The sequence below is a fragment of the Promicromonospora aerolata genome (assembly GCF_042682255.1).
In the GTDB taxonomy this organism is placed as follows: domain Bacteria; phylum Actinomycetota; class Actinomycetes; order Actinomycetales; family Cellulomonadaceae; genus Promicromonospora; species Promicromonospora aerolata.
Genome location: NZ_JBHUHF010000001.1, coordinates 4,464,120 through 4,484,433, shown reverse-complemented (window position 1 = coordinate 4,484,433; position 20,314 = coordinate 4,464,120). Strand labels below are relative to the sequence as shown.

Here is a 20,314-nt window from a genome sequence, read left to right as displayed (position 1 = left end):
GTACAGTTACCCCATGACGATCAGCCCTCCGCTCAGCGCACGCACGCCGCTGCTCGGCCCTCGACGGCGCTGGACGCTCCTGGTCACCGTGGGCACCGGCCTGTTGCTGATCACCCTCGACAACTCGATCCTCTACACGGCGCTACCCACCCTCACCCGCGAGCTCGACGCGAGCTGGACGGAGAGCCTGTGGATCATCAACGCCTACCCGCTGGTGATGACCGGACTCCTGCTGGGCACGGGCACCCTGGGCGACCGGTTCGGCCACCGGCGCATGTTCCTGGTCGGGCTGGTGGTGTTCGGGCTGGCCTCGCTCATGGCGGCCACCGCGCCCACCCCTGAGGTGCTGATCGCGGCGCGGGGGCTGCTGGCCGTCGGCGCGGCGGCGATGATGCCGGCCACGCTGGCGCTGATCCGGGTGGCCTTCACCAACGAGCGCGAGCGCAACATCGCGATCAGCGTGTGGGGCAGCCTGTCGGTGGTGGGCGGCGCGCTCGGGCCGATCGTCGGCGGTGCGCTGCTGGAGCACTTCGCGTGGGGTTCGATCTTCCTGATCAACGTGCCGGTGGTGGTGCTCGCCGTGATCGTCGGGGTCGCCGTCGCCCCGGAGAACGAACCGCACCCCGGCACCCGCTGGGACCTCATCTCGTCGGTACAGGCCCTGATCACCCTGGTCGGGCTGGTGGTGCTGATCAAGGAGGTGGTCAAGGTCGACCGCTCCGGGACCGTCGTGCTCGCCGCGGCCCTGGCGACCTTCGTCGGATGGTGGGTCTTCGTCCGTCGCCAGCGCCGGCTGCCGTTCCCGCTGCTGGACCTGTCGATCTTCCGCAACGCCGCGTTCGCCTCCGGGGTGCTGGCGGCCGCGTTCGCCATGTTCGCGATGGGGGGCCTGCAGCTGGCCACCACCCAGCGGTTCCAGCTCGTGGCGGGCTTCTCGCCCCTCGAGTCGGGGCTGCTGGTGGCCGCCGTCGCGGTCGGGTCGCTGCCGTCGTCGATCCTGGGCGGGGCGTTCCTCCACGTCGTGGGCCTGCGGGTCCTGATCGGCGGCGGCCTGGGTGTCGGGGCCATCGGCGTGGCCTGGACCCTGGTCGGCGTCCAGCACGGGATGAGCTGGCTGCTCGGGGGCCTCGTCGTCACGGGCCTGGGGCTGGGCGCCGCGATGTCCGTGGCGTCGACCGCGATCATCGGGAACGTGCCGGCCCGGCGGGCGGGCATGGCCTCGTCCGTCGAGGAGGTCTCCTACGAGTTCGGCAGCCTGGCGGCCGTCGCGCTCCTGGGCTCGCTGCTGACCACCGTCTACACGATGACGGTCCGCCTGCCCGAGGGTGCCCCCGCCGAGGCCGGCCGGTCCATGACCGACGCGCTGACGGCGCCGGGCACCGGCCCGGCGGTCCTCGACGCCGCGTTCCGCGCATTCGGCAACAGCTACTCCACGGTGATGGTCGTCTGCGCCGGAGTGCTGGCCGTCGGCGCTATCGTCACCACCGTGCTGCTCCGCGCCTACGGCCCCGGGTCCGAGTCCTCCGCCTACGGCTCCGGCCACTGAGACCAGGGAGGCCCCGTGCGACCGAGCAACCGCGACCACATCCTCGACGCCGCCGTACGCGTCATCCAGCGTGCGGGCGTCACCGCCGTCACCTTCGACTCCCTGGCCGCCGAGACGGAGCTGACGCGCGGCGGGATCATGTACCACTTCCCGTCGCGGGAGGACCTGCTGGCCGCCATCCACCAGCACCTCGCGGACCGGTGGGAGGCCTCGCTCCTGGCCTCCGCCGGCGGGCCCGCCGAGCAGCTCACCGCCGACGAGCGACTGGCCGCCTACGTGCGGGTGAGCGCCCAGTCCGCGACGCGCGCGGAGCTGCAGCTCATGCTCGAGGCCGCCACCCGCCCGGAGTGGGCGGCGCCATGGAGCTCCGTCCTGGAACGCTGGGCGCCCGTGCCCGCCGACGCCGGGGACGACTCCGCGTCCATGGCCCGGCTCGTCACCCGGCTCGCCGCCGACGGGATGTGGATGTTCGAGGCCCTCGCCTACCGCGCACTGCCGGAGGCGCAACGCCGAGCGGTCACCGAACACCTGGTGCGGGCAGTCGGCTGAGTTCGGTCGGATGGGATGAGATCGGTCGGTCAACCGACCGATCTCACATCAAGGGACCGAAGTCGCTGAGTTCGGTCCGTTGGCCAAACCAAGGAGCTGACCGCGCCAAGGAAAACGTACGGCCCAGGTCAGCAGAGTCGCTGACCTGGGCCTCTGGAGCCGCCTGTCGGGTTCGAACCGACGACCTTTCGCTTACAAGGCGAGCGCTCTACCAGCTGAGCTAAGGCGGCGGGCGGGGACCAGCCTAACGGCTCTTCCCACCAGAATCCGAGTCGAGCGCCACGAGTCCGCCGGAACGAACGGACGGGGCCCCGGGCCGTAGCCCGGGACCCCGCCGTCGGCGTGCCGCGACTGCTACTCGGACGGCTCCGTCGACGGCTCCCCGGAGGGCTCCGACTCGGACTCCGTCGAGCCACCGAGGGCCTCGGTCAGCGCACCGGGCGTCTGCCAGCCCTCGAAGCGCTCACCCTCGACCAGTACGGTCGGCGTCCCGAAGCCGCCCTGTGCGTTCAGCAGGCGCTCGTCCTCCTGCGCTACCTCTGTCGACGCCGTGACCCACTCGCCGAACGTGTCGTGCGCGTCGCCGTCGGCGATGCCGGCAGCAGCCTCGGCCGGCACACCGGCCTGCTGCGCGACCTGGGCGATCTGCTCGTCGGACAGCCCGGCGGTGTTCTCCTCGGGCTGGCTGGCGAACATCGCCTCGTGGAAGGCGGTGAACTGCTCGGGCGCCCGGTCAGCGACCCACGCGGCGGCCGCGGCGGCACGCGTCGAGTACTCGGTGCCCTGCGACGCACGGTCCAGGATCGAGACGGGGTGCACCACGAGCGTCACGTCACCGGCCTCGCGCATCTCGGTGATGCTCGCGCCGTTCAGCGACTCGAACTGGCCGCAGATGGGGCACATGTAGTCCACGTAGACGTCGAGGGTCTTCGCGCCCTCGTTCGTGGTGCCTGCCGTGCCCTCGGCGCCGACGGGGATGCCGGTGTCCTGGACCACGCCGGCCGGGACGTTGTCGACCTTCTCCATGGGCGCCTTCTGGCCCTCGAGGAAGATCATCACGACAGCCACGACCAGGACGACGAGTCCGAGTCCGAGCAGGCTCAGCACGATCGCGCGGCTTCGCTTCTCGCGCGACTGCTGCTTCTTCTGGAGTGCAAGGGCCTCGGCACGGGCGGCGTCTCGACGCTGCGCCTTGGTCATGTTCGTCGACATCGGGGTCCTTCGAGATGCGGGCCAATGGGGCGAGGCGCTGTGCGCCCGGAGTCAAGCCTACTCGCGCTGGCTGGGAGACTGCTGGACGTTTCGGTACCAACCCGACACCAAGCCTGGGTATTACCACACAACGTCGGGCCGGTCCCCCATGGGCCACCACAGCACGTCCACCGAACCGTCGAGCAGCGGCCAGGCCGCCAGGCCCGCGAGGGCCAGCACGACCACGGCAAGCACGATCTTGGCCGTCCTGGAGGGCGCGACCCGGCGTAGCAGAGGGCCCGCCCCGACCCGCGTCGCGTACGACGCCGGCCCGAACCAGGTGACGATCACCGTCACCAGCATCGCGACGCCGAGGACCAGGCTGTCGACGATCGGCTCGTTCATGCCGCCCACCGATCGTGCCTCGACGGTCGGGATCGGGGCGATGATCACGTTGCCCGGCGCGAACACCGCCAGCCCCAGCAGCACCACGATCACCCCGCTGCAGATGCCGACCGCCGCGGCGGGCAGCACACCGAACACGGCACGCACGAGGTGCCAGGGGGACAGGAGCGTCGCGACGAGGGCATCGACGCGACGGGGCCCACGCCGCGCGCGGCGGCTCCGGAACTCGTCGACGGCGATCCCCGCCAGGCGCGCCACGATCAGCAGCGCCACGAGCACCGCGGCCGCCACCCCTGGCCGCACGGCAGCGAGGGCCACGAGCGCGAGGGTGAAGGCGACGAACAACCCGCGATAGCCGGTGACGTGCGCGGGGTTGGCCGTCTGCAGACCGAACGTCTGGTCGCCCGCCGGCGCGCCCGGGCCCTGTGCGCCCAGAGCCCGTCCGGTGACCGACCGCCCCCTGGCCGCGGCGGGCGCCGCTGCCAGGTCCGTCACGCCGCCCACGCCGGGGTGCGAGGCCTTGGCGTGCGCGGCCGCACCGGCCGCGGCGCCGACGCCCGTACCACCGGCGGCCGCGGACACCGGACGGGGCAGGAGGCCCTGCGGCATGACCCGCGTCGAGCCGAGGTCGGCCGGCAGCCCGGCGGTCCGCGCGTCGGCGGCGCCGAGCACCACGGTCCCGGAATCGTCCGGTCCCACCGTCGCGGCGATGAACGCCTCCGACTCGCCCTTGAGCGCCCGCGCCACCTCGTCGGGACCCCAGCGCTCCGCGGGCACCGCCCGCAGCGCCGCGTCGAGCGCCCGGGCCGACCGCGGAGGCAGCCCTTCGAGATCGGCCTGGCCCTGGCGGGAGCGTCGCAGCACCAGCTCGGTGGGCCGCACGCCGAACGGCGCCCGGCCCGTGCCGGCGAAGCCCAGCACGGCGGCCCAGGACCACCAGTCGGTGTCCGGGCCGGGCTCCGCGCCGTCGAGCAGCTCGGGGGCGAGGTACCCGGGGGTGCCCATGACGAAACCGGTACGCGTGGCCCGGACGTCGCCGGGTCCCTGCGCGAGCCCGAAGTCGATCAGGACCGGTCCGGACCGCGCGATGAGCACGTTGGACGGTGTGAGGTCGCGGTGCACCACGCCGGTGCCGTGCACGGCCTCGAGGGCATCGGCGAGCTGGTCGGCGAGCTCGAAGAGGTCCCGGGCGTCGAGCGGACCGCGTTCGTCGATCTCCTCCTCGAGCGTGGGGCCCTCGACGAGCTCGGTGACGATGAAGGCGTCGGGCCCCTCGAGCTCGGCGTCCAGCACCCGGGCCACCGCGGGATGTCGCAGTCCTTGCAGCGCCGAGGCCTCGCGGCGCAGCCGCTCGCGGGCGGCGGGGTCGTCGAGGTGGCGGTGCAGCATCTTCAGCGCCACGGCGTGCCCGCCGTCGTCCTCGGCACGGTAGACGGACCCCATGGCACCGGAGCCGATCTCGCGCACGACCGTGTACCCGCCGAGCTGCGCGCCTGCAGCGGGGCCGGTGCCGTTCGAGGGCGCCGTCGAGGCCTCCACCTCCTTCATGTGGCACACGGTAGCCGCCGGGGACCGGCGATGCCCGCCAAGTCTCAGCCCTCTGACCAGGGCCGAGAGGAAGGCCGACCCACGCTGCCGACGACCTCGTTACCCTGAACAGGTAAGAGACCTCGGTACTCTTGGCACTGCGCAGCGAGACTTCTACACATCTAAGGAGAAGTACATTGCCAGGTAAAGAAGGATACGATCTGGTCGTCGTCGCGAACCGGCTTCCGGTCGATTTCTCGGTCGGCCCCGACGGCGACCTCACCTGGCAGAGGTCACCGGGCGGCCTGGTCACCGCGCTCGAGCCAGTGATGCAGGACGCTGATGGTGCCTGGGTGGGCTGGTCGGGCGCCCCCGACCTGGCGCACGAGCCCTTCGAGGCCGACGGCATGCTGCTGGTGCCGGTCACGCTCAACGCCACGGAGATCGAGCGGTACTACGAGGGCTTCTCCAACGCCACCCTCTGGCCGCTCTACCACGACGTCATCGCGCCGCCCGACTACCACCGCCAGTGGTGGGACGCGTACCGGCGGGTGAACCAGCGCTTCGCCGACGCCGCGGCGGAGCAGGCGGCAGAGGGCGCCGTCGTGTGGGTGCACGACTATCAGCTCCAGCTCGTCCCCCGCATGCTCCGCGACCTGCGGCCGGACCTGCGCATCGGGTTCTTCGACCACATCCCGTTCCCGCCCGTCGAGCTGTTCGCGCAGCTCCCGTGGCGCCGGCAGATCATCGACGGGCTGCTCGGCGCGGACCTCGTGGGCTTCCAGCGCAACGGCGACGCAGCGAACTTCGTCCGTTCGGCACGCCGCCTCACCGGGTACACCACCCGTGGGCCCGTGATCACGATCCCGGACGCCGACGGTCGCCCCGGCCGGCACGTCCGCGCGTCGTCGTTCCCCATCTCGATCGACTCCCGCCGGTTCGACACCCTCGCCCGCACGCCCGAGGTGCAGGCACGGGCCAAGGAGATCAAGGCCGACCTCGGCAACCCCGACACCCTGATGCTGGGCGTCGACCGCCTCGACTACACCAAGGGCATCCGACACCGCATCAAGGCGTACGGCGAGCTGCTGGACGACGGCCGCCTCGACGTGGAGCACGCCACCCTCGTGCAGGTCGCGAGCCCGAGCCGCGAGAACGTCGGCGCCTACCAAGAGCTCCGGGAGCACGTGGAGGGCCTCGTCGGCCGGATCAACGGCGAGTACGGCGAGCTGGGCCACTCCGCGATCCACTACCTGCACCACTCCTACCCGCCGGAGGAGATGGCGGCGCTCTACCTCGCGGCCGACGTGCTGCTCGTGACATCGCTGCGCGACGGCATGAACCTGGTCGCCAAGGAGTACATCGCGGCGCGCTCCGACGAGCGCGGTGCCCTGGTGCTCAGCGAGTTCACCGGCGCCGCCGACGAGCTCTCGCCCGGTCCGCTGCTCGTCAACCCGCACGACATCGACGGCATGAAGGACATCATCGTGGCCGCGGCGACCATGGACCCCAAGGAGCAGCGCCGCCGCATGCGGCGCCTGCGCCGCAAGGTCCTGGCCGACGACGTCGCCAAGTGGTCGGAGACCTTCCTCGGAGTGCTCACCTCCGTACCGGCCCGGCCGCTCACCGTGGACCCGCGGTCGACCGAGCCCCGCCACCACAACCTCCGCGACGCCCTGACGGCGTTCACCACGGTGCCGGAGGGCGTGCCCGCGCGCGGCCGGCTCGCCCGCATGGGCAACGGGAACGGGCGGCGCAAGAAGCCGACCACCGGCTGGCTGCTCGCGTGCGACTTCGACGGGACCCTGGCACCGCTGGTCGACGACCCCAAGTCGTCCAGCATGACGCGTGCCGCACGCACCGCCATCGAGCAGCTGCACGCGCTCGGGCAGGAGGCGCCGGTGCGCCTCGCCTTCATCTCCGGGCGGGACCTCTCCGACCTCGCCGAGCGGACGGTCGCGCCCGACGGCACGTTCCTCGTCGGCAGCCACGGCGCCGAGGCGGGCCGGGCCACCACTACCGGCGTCGAGCAGGTGCCGTTCCACCTCACCACCACCCAGTCCGGCGAGCTCGACGCGCTCGTCGCCGGGTTCGAGTCGGCGGTGTCCGGCCGTGAGGGGGCCTGGGTGCAGGTCAAGCCCGCCGCCGCCGTCGTCCACACGCGCCTGGCGAGCGTGGACGACGCCGCCGCGATCACCGTGGCCGCCGACGAGGTGGCCGCCAACCTGGGCCTGCCCGCCATGCACGGCAAGGACGTGGTCGAGGTGTCGGTGGTGCCCACGAGCAAGGGTGAGGCGCTGCGCCGGCTGCGCGGCACCGTGGCGGCCGAGCTGGGCGTCGAGAAGGTGCGCGTCCTGTACGCGGGCGACGACACCACCGACGAGCACGCCTTCGGCGCCCTCGAGGCCGGCGACCTGTCGATCAAGGTGGGTACGGGCGACACGCTCGCCTCGCACCGGGTACCCGACCCCGACGCCCTGGCGGCCGTCCTCGCCGGGCTCGCCCGGACCCTGCGGAGCGAAGGCTGACCCGAACGTGACCCCGTCGATACCGCGACCTTGACCAACCGGGGTACGATCGCGCTGCAAGTGTCACCGCCGACACGTGAGTGGAAGCAACGGCACCCGACCACAACGGATCGTCCGGCACGTACCTGCCGGTGGAGGGATGTACTAGTCATGGCTACGGTCACTTTCGATCACGCGACGCGCGTCTACCCGGGCACTGAGCGCCCGGCCGTCGACCAGCTGAACCTGGAGATCGAGGACGGCGAGTTCCTCGTCCTCGTCGGCCCGTCCGGCTGCGGTAAGTCCACGTCGCTGCGCATGCTCGCGGGCCTCGAGGACGTCAACGGTGGGCACATCTTCATCGGCGACCGTGACGTCACCGATGTGCAGCCCAAGGACCGCGACATCGCGATGGTCTTCCAGAACTACGCCCTGTACCCCCACATGTCGGTGGCGGACAACATGGGCTTCGCCCTGAAGATCGCGGGCACGCCCAAGGCGGAGATCCGCCAGCGCGTCGAGGAAGCAGCGAAGATCCTCGACCTCGTGGAGTACCTCGACCGCAAGCCGAAGGCCCTCTCGGGTGGTCAGCGTCAGCGTGTCGCCATGGGCCGCGCCATCGTGCGTCAGCCCCAGGTGTTCCTCATGGACGAGCCGCTGTCGAACCTCGACGCCAAGCTCCGTGTCCAGACCCGTACGCAGATCGCGTCGCTGCAGCGCCGCCTGGGCGTCACCACGGTCTACGTGACCCACGACCAGACCGAGGCGCTCACCATGGGTGACCGCATCGCCGTCCTGAACCACGGCGTGCTCCAGCAGGTCGGCACGCCGCGCGAGATGTACGACCGCCCGAACAACGTCTTCGTCGCCGGCTTCATCGGCTCGCCCGCCATGAACATCGGCACGTTCGACGTCAAGGACGGCAACGTCCAGGTCGGCTCGGCCGAGGTCCCGCTCGAGCGTTCCATCGCGAGCGAGATCACGGACGCCGACGGCGGCAAGGTGACGCTCGGGTTCCGCCCCGAGGCGCTCGACCCGGTCCCGGTCGGTACGGCCGGTTCGTTCGACGTCGAGGTCAACCTCGTCGAGGAGCTCGGCTCGGACGCCTTCGTGTACGGGACGCTGAAGGGTGACACCGAGCTCAACCTCACCGCCGGTGAGACCAACCAGCTCATCGTGCGCATCGACCCGCGGAACGTGCCCGACAAGGGCGACGTCATCGCCGTCGCGATCCAGCCCGGCCACTCGCACGTGTTCTCCGCGACCACGGGTGAGCGCCTCGGCTGATCCCTGCGACTGATCCCTCGGCGCGCCGGGGGAACGGTTACGTCCTCGGGGTGTGTTGCTGTGCGTGGACAATGTCCACCCACAGCAACACACCCCGCAGGCCTTTCATCACTCCGCCTCCCGGAGATCCCCGGCTGCCCCGTGCCGTGCGCGGACGAGTGGCCGGCACAGCGCAGAATGGTGCCCATGCCCCAGCAGAAACTCCAGATCACCGCGGTCGCGCCCGACCCCGCGCTGCTGGACCTCCCGTGGGACGTGCCGCTGGCCGAGTGGCCCGACGACGTCCTGGCCGCGCTGCCGCAGGGCATCTCCCGGCACGTGGTCCGCTTCGTCAGCCACGGCGGCCGCGTGCTCGCGATCAAGGAGATCGGCGAGACCGTCGCCTACCGCGAGTACGAGCTGCTGCGTCAGCTGCACCGCATCGAGGTGCCGTCCGTGGTCCCCGTGGGGGTCATCACGGGCCGTAGGGCGCCCGACGGCGAGCGGCTCGAGGCCGTGCTGCTGACCGAGCACCTGCAGTTCTCGCTGCCGTACCGCGCGCTGTTCAGCCAGGACCTGCGCCCCGACACGGCGACCCGGCTCATCGACGCCCTCGCGGTGCTCCTGGTGCGCCTGCACCTGGTGGGCTTCTACTGGGGCGACGTCTCGCTGTCGAACACGCTGTTCCGGCGCGACGCCGAGACCTTCGCCGCCTACCTGGTCGACGCCGAGACCGGCGACATGCACCGCACGCTGACCAACGGCCAGCGCAACTACGACGTCGACCTCGCGCGCACCAACATCATCGGCGAGCTCATGGACCTCGCCGCCGGCGAGCTGCTCGACGAGGCCGTCGACGAGGTGTCCATCGGCGACGCCCTCGTGGAGCGCTACCAGGAGCTGTGGGACGCCCTCACCGGCTCGGAGGCGTTCGACTCCGACGACCGCTGGCGCGTCGCCGCCCGGATCGAGCGGCTCAACGACCTCGGCTTCGACGTGGGCGAGCTCGAGATCACCACCGACATCGACGGCACCAAGGTGCGCATCCAGCCCAAGGTGGTCGACGCGGGGCACCACTCCCGCCGCCTGCTCCGCCTCACGGGGCTGGACGTGCAGGAGAACCAGGCCCGCCGCATGCTCAACGACCTCGACAGCTACCGCGCGGCGACGGACCGGCAGAACGACCAGGAGCAGATCGTCGCGCACGCCTGGGTACGCCAGGTGTTCCGCCCGACGATCGACGCCGTGCCGCGCGAGCTGCGCCGCAAGCTCGAGCCGGCGCAGCTCTTCCACGAGATCCTCGACCACCGCTGGTTCATCTCGCAGCAGGCCCAGCGGGACATCCCGCTGCCCGAGGCCGCGGAGTCCTACGTGGAGCACGTGCTGCGGCACCGGCCGGACGAGGACGCCGTGCTCGGCCTCGCACCGGGCGAGGCCGAGCCGGAGGACGGCTGACCGCTAGCTCGACTCCCCGCGCTGCTTCGCCACCTCGTACAGGGTGATGCCCGCGGCGACCGCCGCGTTCAGCGACTCAGTGGCGGCGGCGATCGGGATCGACACCACGGCGTCGCACGTCTCGCGCACGAGCCGGGACAAGCCCTTGCCCTCGGAGCCCACGACCAGGACGAGCGGGTCGGTGGCGTACGCGAGCTCCCCCACCTGCATGTCGCCGCCGGCGTCGAGCCCCACTACGAAGCAGCCGGACTTCTTCAGCTCGGCGAGCTCCCGCGCCAGGTTGGTCGCCCGCGCCACGGGGACGCGTGCGGCGGCCCCTGCCGAGACCTTCCAGGCCGACGCCGTCACGCCCGCGGCCCGCCGCTCCGGCACCAGCACACCGTGCGCACCGAACGCGCCGGCGGACCGGAGCACCGCGCCGAGGTTGCGGGGGTCGGTGATGTTGTCGAGCGCCACGATCAGCGCGGGCTCCCCGGCCTCGGCCGCGACGTCGAGGAGGTCCTCGCTGTCCTTGTAGTCGTACGGCGGCACCTTCATGGCCACGCCCTGGTGCACGGCGCCGTCGGTGATCTTGTCCAGGTCGAGCCGAGACGCCTCGAACATGGGGTGGCTGCGCGTGTGCGCGATCTCCAGGATCTCCCGGGTACGGTCGTCCGAGTCCAGGTGCGCGGTCAGGTAGATGCCCTCGACGGGCATCTCCGCGCGCAGCGCCTCGAGCACCGCGTTGCGGCCGGCGACGACCTCGGTCGCTCCGGCGCCCTTGCGGCCCGCGCCGCGGCCACCAGGACCGCCCGGTCGCCGTCCGGCGGCCACCCGCTTCTCCGCCGCGACCTTGCGCTGGTGCGCGGGGTGGTAGGTCCGGTCCTCCGCCTTGGGCGTCGGACCCTTGCCCTGCAGGCCCTTGCGGCTGTGCCCGCCGGTGCCTACCTGCGCGCCCTTCTTGGAGCCTGCCTTGCGTACCGCACCGGCGCGCTTCGAGTTTCCTGCCATGGTGTGTCTCGTCTCTCAGCCGGTGGTCGAGCTTGTCGCGACCACCGCGGGTTCGGTAGAGGTGGCCTCGACAAGCTCGACCACCGGGGAAATGTTCAGGAGAGCGCCCAACGGGCGCCGTCGGCGGAGTCCTGGACCTCGATGCCGGCAGCCGCCAGGCGGTCCCGGATCGCGTCGGAGGTGGCCCAGTCCTTGGCGGCACGCGCCTCGGCCCGCGCCTTGAGCTCCGCCGTGACGAGCTCGTCGAGCGCCGTGGCGTACCGGTCGTCGGTGGACGTCGCCCACTGCGCGTCCGCCGGGTCGAGGCCCAGCACGTCGAGCATCGCACGCAATGTCACCAGCTCGGCACGCACGGCGGCGTCCGCCCCGTCCGCGAGGGCGGTGTTGCCGGCCCGCAGGTGCTCGTGCACGACGGCGAGCGCCTGCGGGACGTTGAGGTCGTCGTCCATGGCCGTGGCGAACGCCGGGGGCAGCTCGGCCTTGGCCACCTCCTCCGCCGGGACCGCGCCCACCCGTTCCGAGGCCCGCGTCACGAACCCCGACAGGCGCTCCCACGTGGTGCGCGCCTCGTCGAGCGTGTCGGGCGCCCACTCCAGCATGGAGCGGTACTGCACGGCCGCCAGGGCGTAGCGCACGACCGGCGCGGGCGCCTGGTCCAGCAGCTCGCTGACGAGCAGGCCGTTGCCGAGGGACTTCGACATCTTGACGCCGGACTGCGTGACCCACGCGACGTGCATCCAGCGCTGCGCGAACCCGTAGCCGGCCGCCCGTGACTGCGCCTGCTCGTTCTCGTGGTGCGGGAACCGCAGGTCGAGGCCACCGCCGTGGATGTCGAACGTCTCGCCGAGGTAGCGGCGGGCCATCGCCGAGCACTCCAGGTGCCAGCCCGGGCGGCCACGGCCGTAGGGCGTGTCCCAGGCCGCGGACTCGGGCTCACCCGGCTTGGGGGCCTTCCACAGGGCGAAGTCGTGCGGGTTCCTCTTGGCCTCGGCGGTGGAGCCCGGGGCGACGTCGGAGCCGTCCTCCGGGCTGAGGTCCTCGACCTTCTGGCGCGTCAGGTCGCCGTAGGCGGGCCAGGAGTGGACGTCGAACCAGACGTTGCCCGCGCCGGTGCTGTACGCGTGCCCCTTGGCGACGAGCCGCTCCATGAGCGCGACCATCTCGGGCACGCTGCCGGTGGCGCGCGGCTCGTAGGTGGGCGGCAGCACGCCGAGCGCGTCGTACGCCTGGCTGAACACGCGCTCGTACAGCGCGGCGTGCGCCCACCACTCGCGGCCGGCGGCCGCCGACTTGGCCAGCACCTTGTCGTCGATGTCGGTGACGTTCCGGATCAGGGTGACCTTGAGGCCGCGCCGGGTGAGCCAGCGGCGCAGCACGTCGAACGCGACCGCGGGGCGCAGGTGGCCCACGTGCGGCGGGGCCTGCACGGTGGCGCCACACAGGTAGATGCCGACCTCACCCGGGGTGATGGGGTTGAGATCGCGCACCTCGCGCGCAGCGGTGTCGAACAGGCGAATAGTCACCTGCCCAGGGTACCGGCGCCGCGGTACCCCTTTCCTGCGCGACGCGTGTGCCGCCGCGCACTCGTCGGCTAGTGCGTGTCGGCGGCCAGGAGCTTCGCCACGTGCCGGTGCCCGTGTACCTCGTAGCCGACGACCGACACGACCGGGGCGAGCATGACGAGGAGCAGTGCCCACGCCATGTGGGCTCCGGCGGCCACCGCCGCGACGGCGACGGCGAGGACCACCACGGTGCCGGTGACGAGCAGCAGGTGGAACCGGTCGAACGAGCGGGTCAGGGCCCAGAACTGGGCGTAGTCGGCCACCACGAACACCAGCACCGGCACGGCGACGGCCAGCACCGTCCCTACGGCGCCGACGTGGGAGTGCCCCTCCAGGTAGTACGCCGCCACGTGCAGGCCGGCGCCCACACCCGCCAGGGCGGCGAAGACGACGATGTGCCCGTAGCCCCAGGTGAACGACCGTTCGCGGTACCGGTGCAGCATCTCGGCGTCGGGCGTGAGGTAGTACGTCCACCAGAGCCCGAACGTCAGGGCGGTGCCCGCGAACGCGACGAGGGCGGCATCGAGCGTCCAGCCCGAGTCGTGGACGACGGCGGACAGCGTCGCGACGGTACCGATCACACCCTCGCCGAGCGTGATGATGGCCAGCAGCCCGTACCGCTCGGCCATGTGGTGGGCGTGCCACGGGGTGCTCCGCTGGCCGGGCTCCTCGGCACGGAACCGTTCCGCGAGCCACGGGCCGGCCATCTCGACGGCGCCGAGCAGCGCCCCCACGACGAAGAAGACGGGCACGCTCACGGGGGCGATCGCGAGGGCGACCCACCCGACCTGCGTGACGACGAGCGTGCGCACGTACCCCATGCAGGTCGCGCGGTACTCGGGCGCCTGCCGGGCCGCGCGTAGCCACTGCACGAGCATCGCCAGCCGCATCACGATGTATCCGGCGACCATCACCTCGTTGTGCACCCGGTCGCCCTCGACGAGCGACTCGAACATCTCGGGCAGGCCGAGCGCGAGCACCACCACGCCGATCATCTGGACCATCGTGGTGACACGGTAGAACCAGTCGTCGGTGTCGAACGCGGACGCGAACCAGGAGAAGTTGATCCACGCCCAGCAGATGGCGAACATCGAGAACGCGAAGCCGATCACACCGGCGGGAGCATGGCCCTCGGCGATCAGGTGGGCCCCCTGCTCCCCGGCCACGCCGAACCCGACCACGAACGCGAGGTCGAACAGGAGCTCCAGCGGGGTCGCGCTGCGCGCCCGTTCGTGGGGGTCACGACCCGTCATGAGCTGGTTGTGGTGATGGATGCGCGGCATGGCCCCTTGTCTACCGGATGGACCGCGCCGCGGCCTACCCGAAGTTCCTGCCCGCACCCCGATAGGTCGGCACCGTCTCCACGATCTCGGCGCCACGGACGAGGTGTACCTGGTCGAACCGCTCCATCATCTCCCCCGCCTTCGCATGGCGCAGCCAGACCCGGTCCCCGATGTGCAGCCTGCCGTCGGGCGAGAGCCCGCGGGTCACCCGCAGCGGCGTCTGCACCTCGCCGACGCCCTCCGGGCCGCTCAGGGCGTAGCCGGGCGTGAACGGCCGCGGCACCCGTGCGGCGCCGGCCTTGCCCGATGCCACGTACCCGCCGGCGAACGCGGTCACCCAGCCGGGCGCCGGCTCCCGCACGACGTCGAGCCCGAAGAAGGCGGCGGGGCGTGCCTCGAACGAGCGGTAGCCGTCGAACAGGCCGGGTGCGTACAGGCCGGAGCCCGCCGTGACCTCGGTGACGCCCGGGGCGCCGCCGCTCACCTCGATCGATCCGGTCCCGCCCGCGTTGACCAGCTCCACCTCGTGTCCGACGGCGTCCCGTACCGCCGTGAGGATCTGTACCCGGCGCTCGTTCACCTCACGCATCGAGAGACGTTTGACGAGCCGGACGGCAGGGCTCGTGTCGGGCAGACCGGCCACCTGGGCCTCGTAGAACATGAGGCCGCGCACGCTCAGGCCCTTCGCCTGCGCGACGGTCGCGAAGGCGGCGACGTCGCTGGGCCGGCGCAGGGGCGAGCGCCGGACCCCGAGGTGGGCGGTCAGGGCGCCGGCCCCGACGCGCAGCGAGCAGTCGACGTCCAGGCACACCTGGACGGGGCCGGCGTCCGCGATGAGGCCGAGATGGGCGACGTCGTCGACCATCAGCGTGATCTCGGCGCGCGCCACCGCGTCGGCCGCCAGGGCGGCGAGCGCCTCCCGGTCCACCGTCGGGTAACCGACCAGCACGTCGCGCACACCCGCACCGACCAGCCACAGCGCCTCGCGCAACGAGTACGCCATGACGCCGGCGAACCCGTGCCCTAGAGCGCGCTCGACGAGCGACCGCACCCGCACCGACTTCGACGCGACCCGGACGGGAACGCCGTCGGCGCGCTTGAGCAGGTCGCGCGCGTTGGCGTCGAACACGTCCAGGTCCACGACGGCGACCGGAGCGGGCAGTCCGGAGGTGGCGGCGGACAGCCGCGCGACGGTGTCTGCTGCGGAGCTCATGACCGCACGCTACTCCCCCGGCTCGGCCCAGGGACGGAGAGCGGACGCCGCACCGTGGCGGTCGGATCCGTGAGATACCGGGAGATACCGCCTCTGGTTCGCCGTACGGGGGCGTGGGATAGTGCATCGGTGATCTGGACGAACTGGGCACGCACCGTCAGCGTGACGCCTGTGCGGCAGGAGCAGCCTGCCTCGGAGGACGAGCTGTCCGACGCCGTGCGCCGCGCGGTCCGGGAGGGGCACCCGGTCCGCGTCGTCGGGGGCGGGCACTCGTTCGCGCCGGCGGCCGCGACGGACGGCGTCCAGCTCAACCTCGATCGGCTGAACGCCCTGCACCGTGTCGAGCGCGATCCCGACACGGGGCACGCCCTCGTGACCGTGGGCGCCGGCATGCGGCTGCACCAGCTCAACCGGATCCTCGCCGAGCGCGGCCTCGCCATGCAGAACCTCGGCGACATCGACCAGCAGTCGCTGGCCGGCGCCATCTCGACGGGCACGCACGGCACCGGCGCCCGGTTCGGCGGCCTGGCCACCCGTGTACGCGGCCTGGCGATCGTGGGGCCCGACGGTGAGGTCACGCGGGCGACGCCCACCGAGCAGCACGACCTGTTCGAGGCCTCGCGGCTCGGCCTGGGCGCCACGGGCGTCCTGAGCTCCGTGACGATCGAGGCGGTCCCCGCCTTCGACCTGCACGCCATCGAGGAGCCCTGGCCGCTCGACCGCGTCCTGGAGGGGGTCCACGACCTCGTCGCGGACAACGACCACTTCGAGTTCTTCTGGTTCCCCGCGACGCGTCGGGCGCTCACCCTGCGCAACCGGCGGATCGAGCCCGGGACGCACACCGGTTCGGGCCTCGGCAGTCGCGCGCGGAAGCTCGCCGGAGCGGCCCGCACCTTCCTCGACGAGGAGGTGCTGTCGAACGGGCTGTTCGAGGTGACCAACCGGATGGCGACGGCATTCCCGGCGACGACCCCCACGCTGAGCGCGATAGCGGCCCGTGCCCTGACGGCCCGCCGGTACACGGCGCCATCGCACGAGGTCTTCTGCACCAACCGCCGCGTCCGGTTCCGCGAGATGGAGTACGCGGTGCCGCGAGCCGCCGTGGTCCAGGTGCTGGCCGAGCTCGACTCCTGGCAGCGGTCCACCGGCGAGAACATCCCGTTCCCGGTGGAGGTGCGCTTCGCCCCCGCCGACGACGTCTGGCTCTCCACCGCGTACGGCCGCGAGACCGCGTACATCGCCGTCCAGCAGTACTGGCGCCTGCCGCACGACCGGTACTTCGACGCCGCCGAGCGAATCTTCACTGCCGTGGGCGGGCGCCCCCACTGGGGCAAGCTGCACACCCGCGACGCCGACTACCTCGCCGACCAGTACCGGCGGCTCCCGGACTTCCGCCGGGCACGGGCGGCCGCCGACCCGGAGGGAGTGTTCGCGAACCCCTACACGCGACAGGTGCTCGGCTGAGCCGGCGTCCTCACGCCTCCATCTCGTCGAACACGTCGTGCGCCAGCACCGCGAACCCCTCGCGCGCGGCCTCGTCGTCCTGGTCGACCATCCAGGCGAGCTCGATGCCGTCGATGCGCAGTGCCGTCATGCGCGCCAGCGTGCCGATCTCGGTGCGGTACTTGACGCCCGCGACGTCGGCGAGGCGCTGCAGGTACTCCCTCGTCATCGCGATGCTCTGCTTGAGGTGCGCCTGTGCGACCTCGCGCAGCACGGGCGTACGGGCACCCGATACGGCGAACTCGAAGGTCAGGAGCCGCATGTGCTGGTGCTGCTTGAGGCCGACCAGCAGCGCCTCGACCGTCCCTTCGGCGAGAGCCGACCGGTCGGGTCCGACGTCGAGTGCGGAGAGCACCGGCTCGGAGGCCCGCATCGCGATCGCCCGGCCCATGGCCCGCAGCATCGCGTCCTTGTCGTCGAAGCAGTAGTGCACGGTGCCCAGCGAGATGCCGGCCTCCTGCGCCACGCGGCGCACCGTCACCGACTCGACGCCCTCCCGCATCGCGACGTTGAGGCCGGCCTCGACGATCTCGGCGCGGCGTTCGTCGAGCGGCTTGCGCTTGTTCATGGTTGCCCCCCGACGTCGGGGACGACGAGCGCCGTCGCGATCGCCGCGACGCCCTCACCGCGTCCGGTCAGACCGAGCGCGTCGGTGGTGGTAGCGGTCAAGGACACGGGCGCGCCGGCGGCGGCGGACAGAGCCGCCTGTGCCTCGTCGCGCCGCGTGCCGACCCGCGGATGGTTTCCGATCACCTGAACTGCCACGTTACCGATCATGTACCCAGCAGCGCGTACGCGCCTCGCGGCTTCCGCGAGCAGGGTGGTCCCGGACGCGCCGGCCCACTCGGGGCGACCGGTCCCGAAGTGGGAACCGAGGTCGCCCAGGGCCGATGCCGAGAACAGCGCGTCCGCCGCCGCGTGCGCGGCGACGTCGGCGTCGGAGTGCCCGGCCAGGCCGCGCTCGCCGGGCCAGTGCAGGCCCCCGAGCCACATCTCCCGGTTCGAGCCGTCGGGCGCGAAGGCGTGCACGTCGACCCCGATCCCCGTGCGGGGCAGCGGGTATGCGGTCGGAGCCGGTCGGGCGGGGTCCGGTGTGCTGGACGAGTCGGTCATGCGTTGGTCTCCTGCAGCACGAGGGACGCGAGCCACAGATCGCGTTCGGTGGTGATCTTGAAGGCCGCCGCGTCGCCGGCGACCATGTGGACCGGTTCGCCGAGAGCCTCGACGAGCCCGGCGTCGTCGGTCGCCGCCAGGTGCTCCGCCACGGCCCGGCGGGCGCCCGTGCGATGCGCACGGACGAGCAGGTCACGGGCGAACCCCTGAGGGGTCTGCACGGCGCGCAGCATCGACCGGTCAGGAGTACCCGTGACCAGCTCCGCGTCGCCGTCCGGGCGAACCTGCTTCACCGTGTCGGTGACGGGGACCCCGGGCACCACCGCGCCGTGCCCGCCGCGGACCGCACCGACGACCCGTTGGACGAGGTCCGGCGGGACGAGGGGACGGGCGGCGTCGTGCACCAGCACAACGTTGTCCCTACGACTGGCGAGGGCCAGCCCTGCAGCGACGGACGCCTGCCTGGTGGGCCCGCCGTCGGTCACCTGGACCGAGATCTGCACCTGCGGATCGTTGGCCAACAGGTCGGTCATGACGCCGACGAGGCCGTCGGGTGCCGTCACCACGAGGGAGTCCACGACGCCCGACGCCGCGAGGCGTCGCGCGGCGTGCAGCACGAGTGGAAAGCCGTCGAGCTCGACGAGCGCCTTCGGCAGGTCGCGCCCCAGTCGGGAACCCGAGCCGGCGGCCGTCAGGATTGCAAGGGTCGTCATCTCGTCGCGGGTCCCCACAGGATCATGATTGAAGCGAAGGATCCCGTGGGGCGCGAGCACCGGGTCCTGACGGGTACGTCAGACGTGCGAGGGATCCTGTGGGTAAGTCAGGAAGCGAGAACCTCGTCGAGGATCGCTTCCGCCTTCTCCTCTTCCGTGTGCTCGGCCAGAGCGAGCTCGGACACGAGAATCTGGCGGGCCTTGGCGAGCATTCGCTTCTCGCCTGCGGAAAGACCGCGGTCGGCGTCACGGCGGGACAGGTCGCGAACGACCTCGGCCACCTTGATGACATCGCCGGACGCGAGCTTCTCGAGGTTCGCCTTGTACCGGCGCGACCAGTTGGTGGGCTCTTCGGTGTACGGCGCACGTAGCACCTCGAACACGCGGTCAAGGCCCTCCTGGCCTACGACATCGCGCACGCCAACCAGGTCGACGTTCTCCGCCGGGACCTCGATGGTGAGGTCGCCCTGGGCGACCTTGAGCTTGAGGTACATCTTTTCTTCGCCGCGAATCTTGCGGACCTTGATCTCTTCGATCAGCGCCGCGCCATGGTGCGGGTAGACAACCGTCTCGCCTACTGTGAACGTCATCTGCAGATGTCCCCTTTCCCTGAAACCAGGTTACCACGGCGTGATCCGCAGAAGTTGCGCCCTTGGCCTGGCCCACGCACCGCCTGAAAGCGCGTTTCCGCAGGTCAGAGCGCTATAGCCGAGGCAGTGCGCGACGGTAAGCACCCCGTGCCCCACGGTCGGATCGTTCCGGAGCCGTGACCCCCGCCACGCTCTGACCGGGCATTTCGTCGCCAACGGCGATGCGCGGGCACCCCCCGCGGACCACTAAGATGTGGCGGGGATCCGACCCCGCCCGAACCAAACGAACATCAGGGAGTTCACCGTGTCCCGTCGCGCCACCGCCGCCCGAGGCGCCCGCACCATCGCCCTCGCCGCGGCCTCCGCCGCGGGGGCCCTCCTCCTGGCGGGCTGCTCCCCGAGCACCACGACGCTGGACTACGACCCGTCCGACGGCGTCGGGGTCACCATCCAGAGCGTGGACGGTGACGAGCTGCGTGGCATCAACCTGATGGTCGTGGCGACGGCCGAGGGCGAGCCCGGCAACCTCCTCGGCGCACTGACCAACGAGACCCAGGATGACGCGACGTTCACGCTCGAGCACCCGGACGGCTCCCCCGTGTCTCTGGAGGTCCCGGCCGGTGGCACCGTCTACCTGGGCACCCCGACCGGCGAGACGGTTCAGTTCGACACGGTGAGCGCGGCTCCTGGCAGCTATGTCGACGCGACCCTCTCCGCCGCCGGCGCGGCCGAGGAGTTCAAGCTGCCCATCCTCGACGGCACGCTCCCGGAGTACGCAGACCACCTGCCCAGCGCAGCGGCCTCGCCGTCGCCGTCGGCCACTCCGACGGACTGAGCCGCACTCCACGGCAGGACGAAGCCGGCGGGCGCCGCGTGGTCTCCCACGCCGCACCCGCCGGCT

General features: G+C 71.9%; 17 protein-coding genes and 1 tRNA gene. 7 read left to right on the top strand and 11 right to left on the bottom strand.

Annotated features, from left to right (window positions below):
• The first annotated feature begins 13 nt into the window (after positions 1-13).
• Complete coding sequence (locus tag ACFSL2_RS20065; protein WP_377199526.1) at positions 14-1,546, top strand: MFS transporter; 1,533 nt, start codon at positions 14-16, stop codon at positions 1,544-1,546.
• Positions 1,547-1,561: 15 nt separating this feature from the next.
• The gene (locus ACFSL2_RS20060; RefSeq protein ID WP_377199525.1) at positions 1,562-2,095 is read left to right on the top strand and encodes a TetR/AcrR family transcriptional regulator; all 534 of its coding nucleotides are present in this window, start codon (positions 1,562-1,564) and stop codon (positions 2,093-2,095) included.
• Between the two features lie 154 nt (positions 2,096-2,249).
• Here ACFSL2_RS20060 and ACFSL2_RS20055 read toward each other — a convergent pair.
• From ACFSL2_RS20055 to ACFSL2_RS20045, 3 genes are all read right to left on the bottom strand, one after another.
• Positions 2,250-2,325: transfer RNA gene (locus ACFSL2_RS20055), tRNA-Thr, on the bottom strand.
• A gap of 124 nt (positions 2,326-2,449) precedes the next feature.
• Positions 2,450-3,307, bottom strand: a complete 858-nt coding sequence (locus ACFSL2_RS20050; protein WP_377199524.1) for a DsbA family protein — start codon at positions 3,305-3,307, stop codon at positions 2,450-2,452.
• A 120-nt stretch (positions 3,308-3,427) separates the two neighbouring features.
• The gene (locus ACFSL2_RS20045; RefSeq protein WP_377199523.1) at positions 3,428-5,239 is read right to left on the bottom strand and encodes a protein kinase domain-containing protein; all 1,812 of its coding nucleotides are present in this window, start codon (positions 5,237-5,239) and stop codon (positions 3,428-3,430) included.
• A gap of 176 nt (positions 5,240-5,415) precedes the next feature.
• Here ACFSL2_RS20045 and otsB point away from each other — a divergent pair, with 176 nt between their 5' ends.
• From otsB to ACFSL2_RS20030, 3 genes are all read left to right on the top strand, one after another.
• Positions 5,416-7,746 carry a trehalose-phosphatase gene (gene otsB, locus ACFSL2_RS20040; RefSeq protein WP_377199522.1) on the top strand — a complete coding sequence of 777 codons (2,331 nt, stop codon included), beginning with the start codon at positions 5,416-5,418 and terminating at the stop codon, positions 7,744-7,746.
• Between the two features lie 150 nt (positions 7,747-7,896).
• Positions 7,897-9,012 carry an ABC transporter ATP-binding protein gene (locus tag ACFSL2_RS20035; RefSeq protein WP_377199521.1) on the top strand — a complete coding sequence of 372 codons (1,116 nt, stop codon included), beginning with the start codon at positions 7,897-7,899 and terminating at the stop codon, positions 9,010-9,012.
• A gap of 186 nt (positions 9,013-9,198) precedes the next feature.
• A complete protein-coding gene (locus ACFSL2_RS20030; protein WP_377199520.1) occupies positions 9,199-10,446 on the top strand; it encodes a DUF4032 domain-containing protein in 1,248 nt (415 codons plus the stop codon).
• Between the two features lie 3 nt (positions 10,447-10,449).
• Here the strand turns inward: ACFSL2_RS20030 and rlmB are convergent, their stop codons facing one another.
• The 4 genes from rlmB to ACFSL2_RS20010 all read right to left on the bottom strand — a co-directional run bounded on the left by rlmB (position 10,450) and on the right by ACFSL2_RS20010 (position 15,494).
• Positions 10,450-11,436: a 23S rRNA (guanosine(2251)-2'-O)-methyltransferase RlmB gene (rlmB, locus tag ACFSL2_RS20025; protein WP_377199519.1), complete on the bottom strand. Its 987-nt coding sequence runs from the start codon at positions 11,434-11,436 to the stop codon at positions 10,450-10,452.
• A gap of 95 nt (positions 11,437-11,531) precedes the next feature.
• The gene (gene cysS / locus ACFSL2_RS20020) at positions 11,532-12,959 is read right to left on the bottom strand and encodes a cysteine--tRNA ligase (RefSeq protein WP_377199518.1); all 1,428 of its coding nucleotides are present in this window, start codon (positions 12,957-12,959) and stop codon (positions 11,532-11,534) included.
• Between the two features lie 68 nt (positions 12,960-13,027).
• Positions 13,028-14,281, bottom strand: coding sequence for a low temperature requirement protein A (locus ACFSL2_RS20015; RefSeq protein ID WP_377199517.1), 1,254 nt, complete (start codon positions 14,279-14,281; stop codon positions 13,028-13,030).
• 34 nt (positions 14,282-14,315) lie between these two features.
• The gene (locus ACFSL2_RS20010) at positions 14,316-15,494 is read right to left on the bottom strand and encodes an alanine racemase (protein WP_377199516.1); all 1,179 of its coding nucleotides are present in this window, start codon (positions 15,492-15,494) and stop codon (positions 14,316-14,318) included.
• Between the two features lie 129 nt (positions 15,495-15,623).
• Between ACFSL2_RS20010 and ACFSL2_RS20005 the strand changes: the two genes are divergently transcribed.
• The gene (locus ACFSL2_RS20005; RefSeq protein WP_377199515.1) at positions 15,624-16,958 is read left to right on the top strand and encodes a D-arabinono-1,4-lactone oxidase; all 1,335 of its coding nucleotides are present in this window, start codon (positions 15,624-15,626) and stop codon (positions 16,956-16,958) included.
• A gap of 10 nt (positions 16,959-16,968) precedes the next feature.
• On the opposite strand, the gene ACFSL2_RS20000 is transcribed toward ACFSL2_RS20005, so the two are convergent.
• The 4 genes from ACFSL2_RS20000 to ACFSL2_RS19985 all read right to left on the bottom strand — a co-directional run bounded on the left by ACFSL2_RS20000 (position 16,969) and on the right by ACFSL2_RS19985 (position 19,413).
• Positions 16,969-17,565, bottom strand: coding sequence for a TetR/AcrR family transcriptional regulator (locus ACFSL2_RS20000; protein ID WP_377199514.1), 597 nt, complete (start codon positions 17,563-17,565; stop codon positions 16,969-16,971).
• Positions 17,562-18,110: a 2-C-methyl-D-erythritol 2,4-cyclodiphosphate synthase gene (gene ispF, locus ACFSL2_RS19995; RefSeq protein ID WP_377199513.1), complete on the bottom strand. Its 549-nt coding sequence runs from the start codon at positions 18,108-18,110 to the stop codon at positions 17,562-17,564. Before ispF ends, ACFSL2_RS20000 begins: the two co-directional genes overlap by 4 nt.
• Complete coding sequence (gene ispD, locus ACFSL2_RS19990; RefSeq protein ID WP_377199512.1) at positions 18,107-18,823, bottom strand: 2-C-methyl-D-erythritol 4-phosphate cytidylyltransferase; 717 nt, start codon at positions 18,821-18,823, stop codon at positions 18,107-18,109. Before ispD ends, ispF begins: the two co-directional genes overlap by 4 nt.
• 107 nt (positions 18,824-18,930) lie before the next feature.
• Complete coding sequence (locus ACFSL2_RS19985; RefSeq protein ID WP_116677014.1) at positions 18,931-19,413, bottom strand: CarD family transcriptional regulator; 483 nt, start codon at positions 19,411-19,413, stop codon at positions 18,931-18,933.
• A gap of 304 nt (positions 19,414-19,717) precedes the next feature.
• On the opposite strand from ACFSL2_RS19985, the gene ACFSL2_RS19980 reads away from it, so the two are divergent.
• The gene (locus ACFSL2_RS19980) at positions 19,718-20,248 is read left to right on the top strand and encodes a hypothetical protein (RefSeq protein WP_377199511.1); all 531 of its coding nucleotides are present in this window, start codon (positions 19,718-19,720) and stop codon (positions 20,246-20,248) included.
• Positions 20,249-20,314 lie beyond the last annotated feature (66 nt).

Bases quoted from the DNA above. Each gene is read 5' to 3' on its own strand.
- ispD (WP_377199512.1), bottom strand. From the start codon at position 18,823: ATGACGACCCTTGCAATCCTGACGGCCGCCGGCTCGGGTTCCCGACTG.
- ACFSL2_RS20010 (WP_377199516.1), bottom strand. From the start codon at position 15,494: ATGAGCTCCGCAGCAGACACCGTCGCGCGGCTGTCCGCCGCCACCTCC.
- ACFSL2_RS19985 (WP_116677014.1), bottom strand. From the start codon at position 19,413: ATGACGTTCACAGTAGGCGAGACGGTTGTCTACCCGCACCATGGCGCG.
- ACFSL2_RS20050 (WP_377199524.1), bottom strand. From the start codon at position 3,307: ATGTCGACGAACATGACCAAGGCGCAGCGTCGAGACGCCGCCCGTGCC.
- ACFSL2_RS20035 (WP_377199521.1), top strand. From the start codon at position 7,897: ATGGCTACGGTCACTTTCGATCACGCGACGCGCGTCTACCCGGGCACT.
- ispF (WP_377199513.1), bottom strand. From the start codon at position 18,110: ATGACCGACTCGTCCAGCACACCGGACCCCGCCCGACCGGCTCCGACC.
- ACFSL2_RS20065 (WP_377199526.1), top strand. From the start codon at position 14: ATGACGATCAGCCCTCCGCTCAGCGCACGCACGCCGCTGCTCGGCCCT.
- ACFSL2_RS20015 (WP_377199517.1), bottom strand. From the start codon at position 14,281: ATGCCGCGCATCCATCACCACAACCAGCTCATGACGGGTCGTGACCCC.
- ACFSL2_RS20000 (WP_377199514.1), bottom strand. From the start codon at position 17,565: ATGAACAAGCGCAAGCCGCTCGACGAACGCCGCGCCGAGATCGTCGAG.
- rlmB (WP_377199519.1), bottom strand. From the start codon at position 11,436: ATGGCAGGAAACTCGAAGCGCGCCGGTGCGGTACGCAAGGCAGGCTCC.
- ACFSL2_RS20045 (WP_377199523.1), bottom strand. From the start codon at position 5,239: ATGAAGGAGGTGGAGGCCTCGACGGCGCCCTCGAACGGCACCGGCCCC.
- ACFSL2_RS20030 (WP_377199520.1), top strand. From the start codon at position 9,199: ATGCCCCAGCAGAAACTCCAGATCACCGCGGTCGCGCCCGACCCCGCG.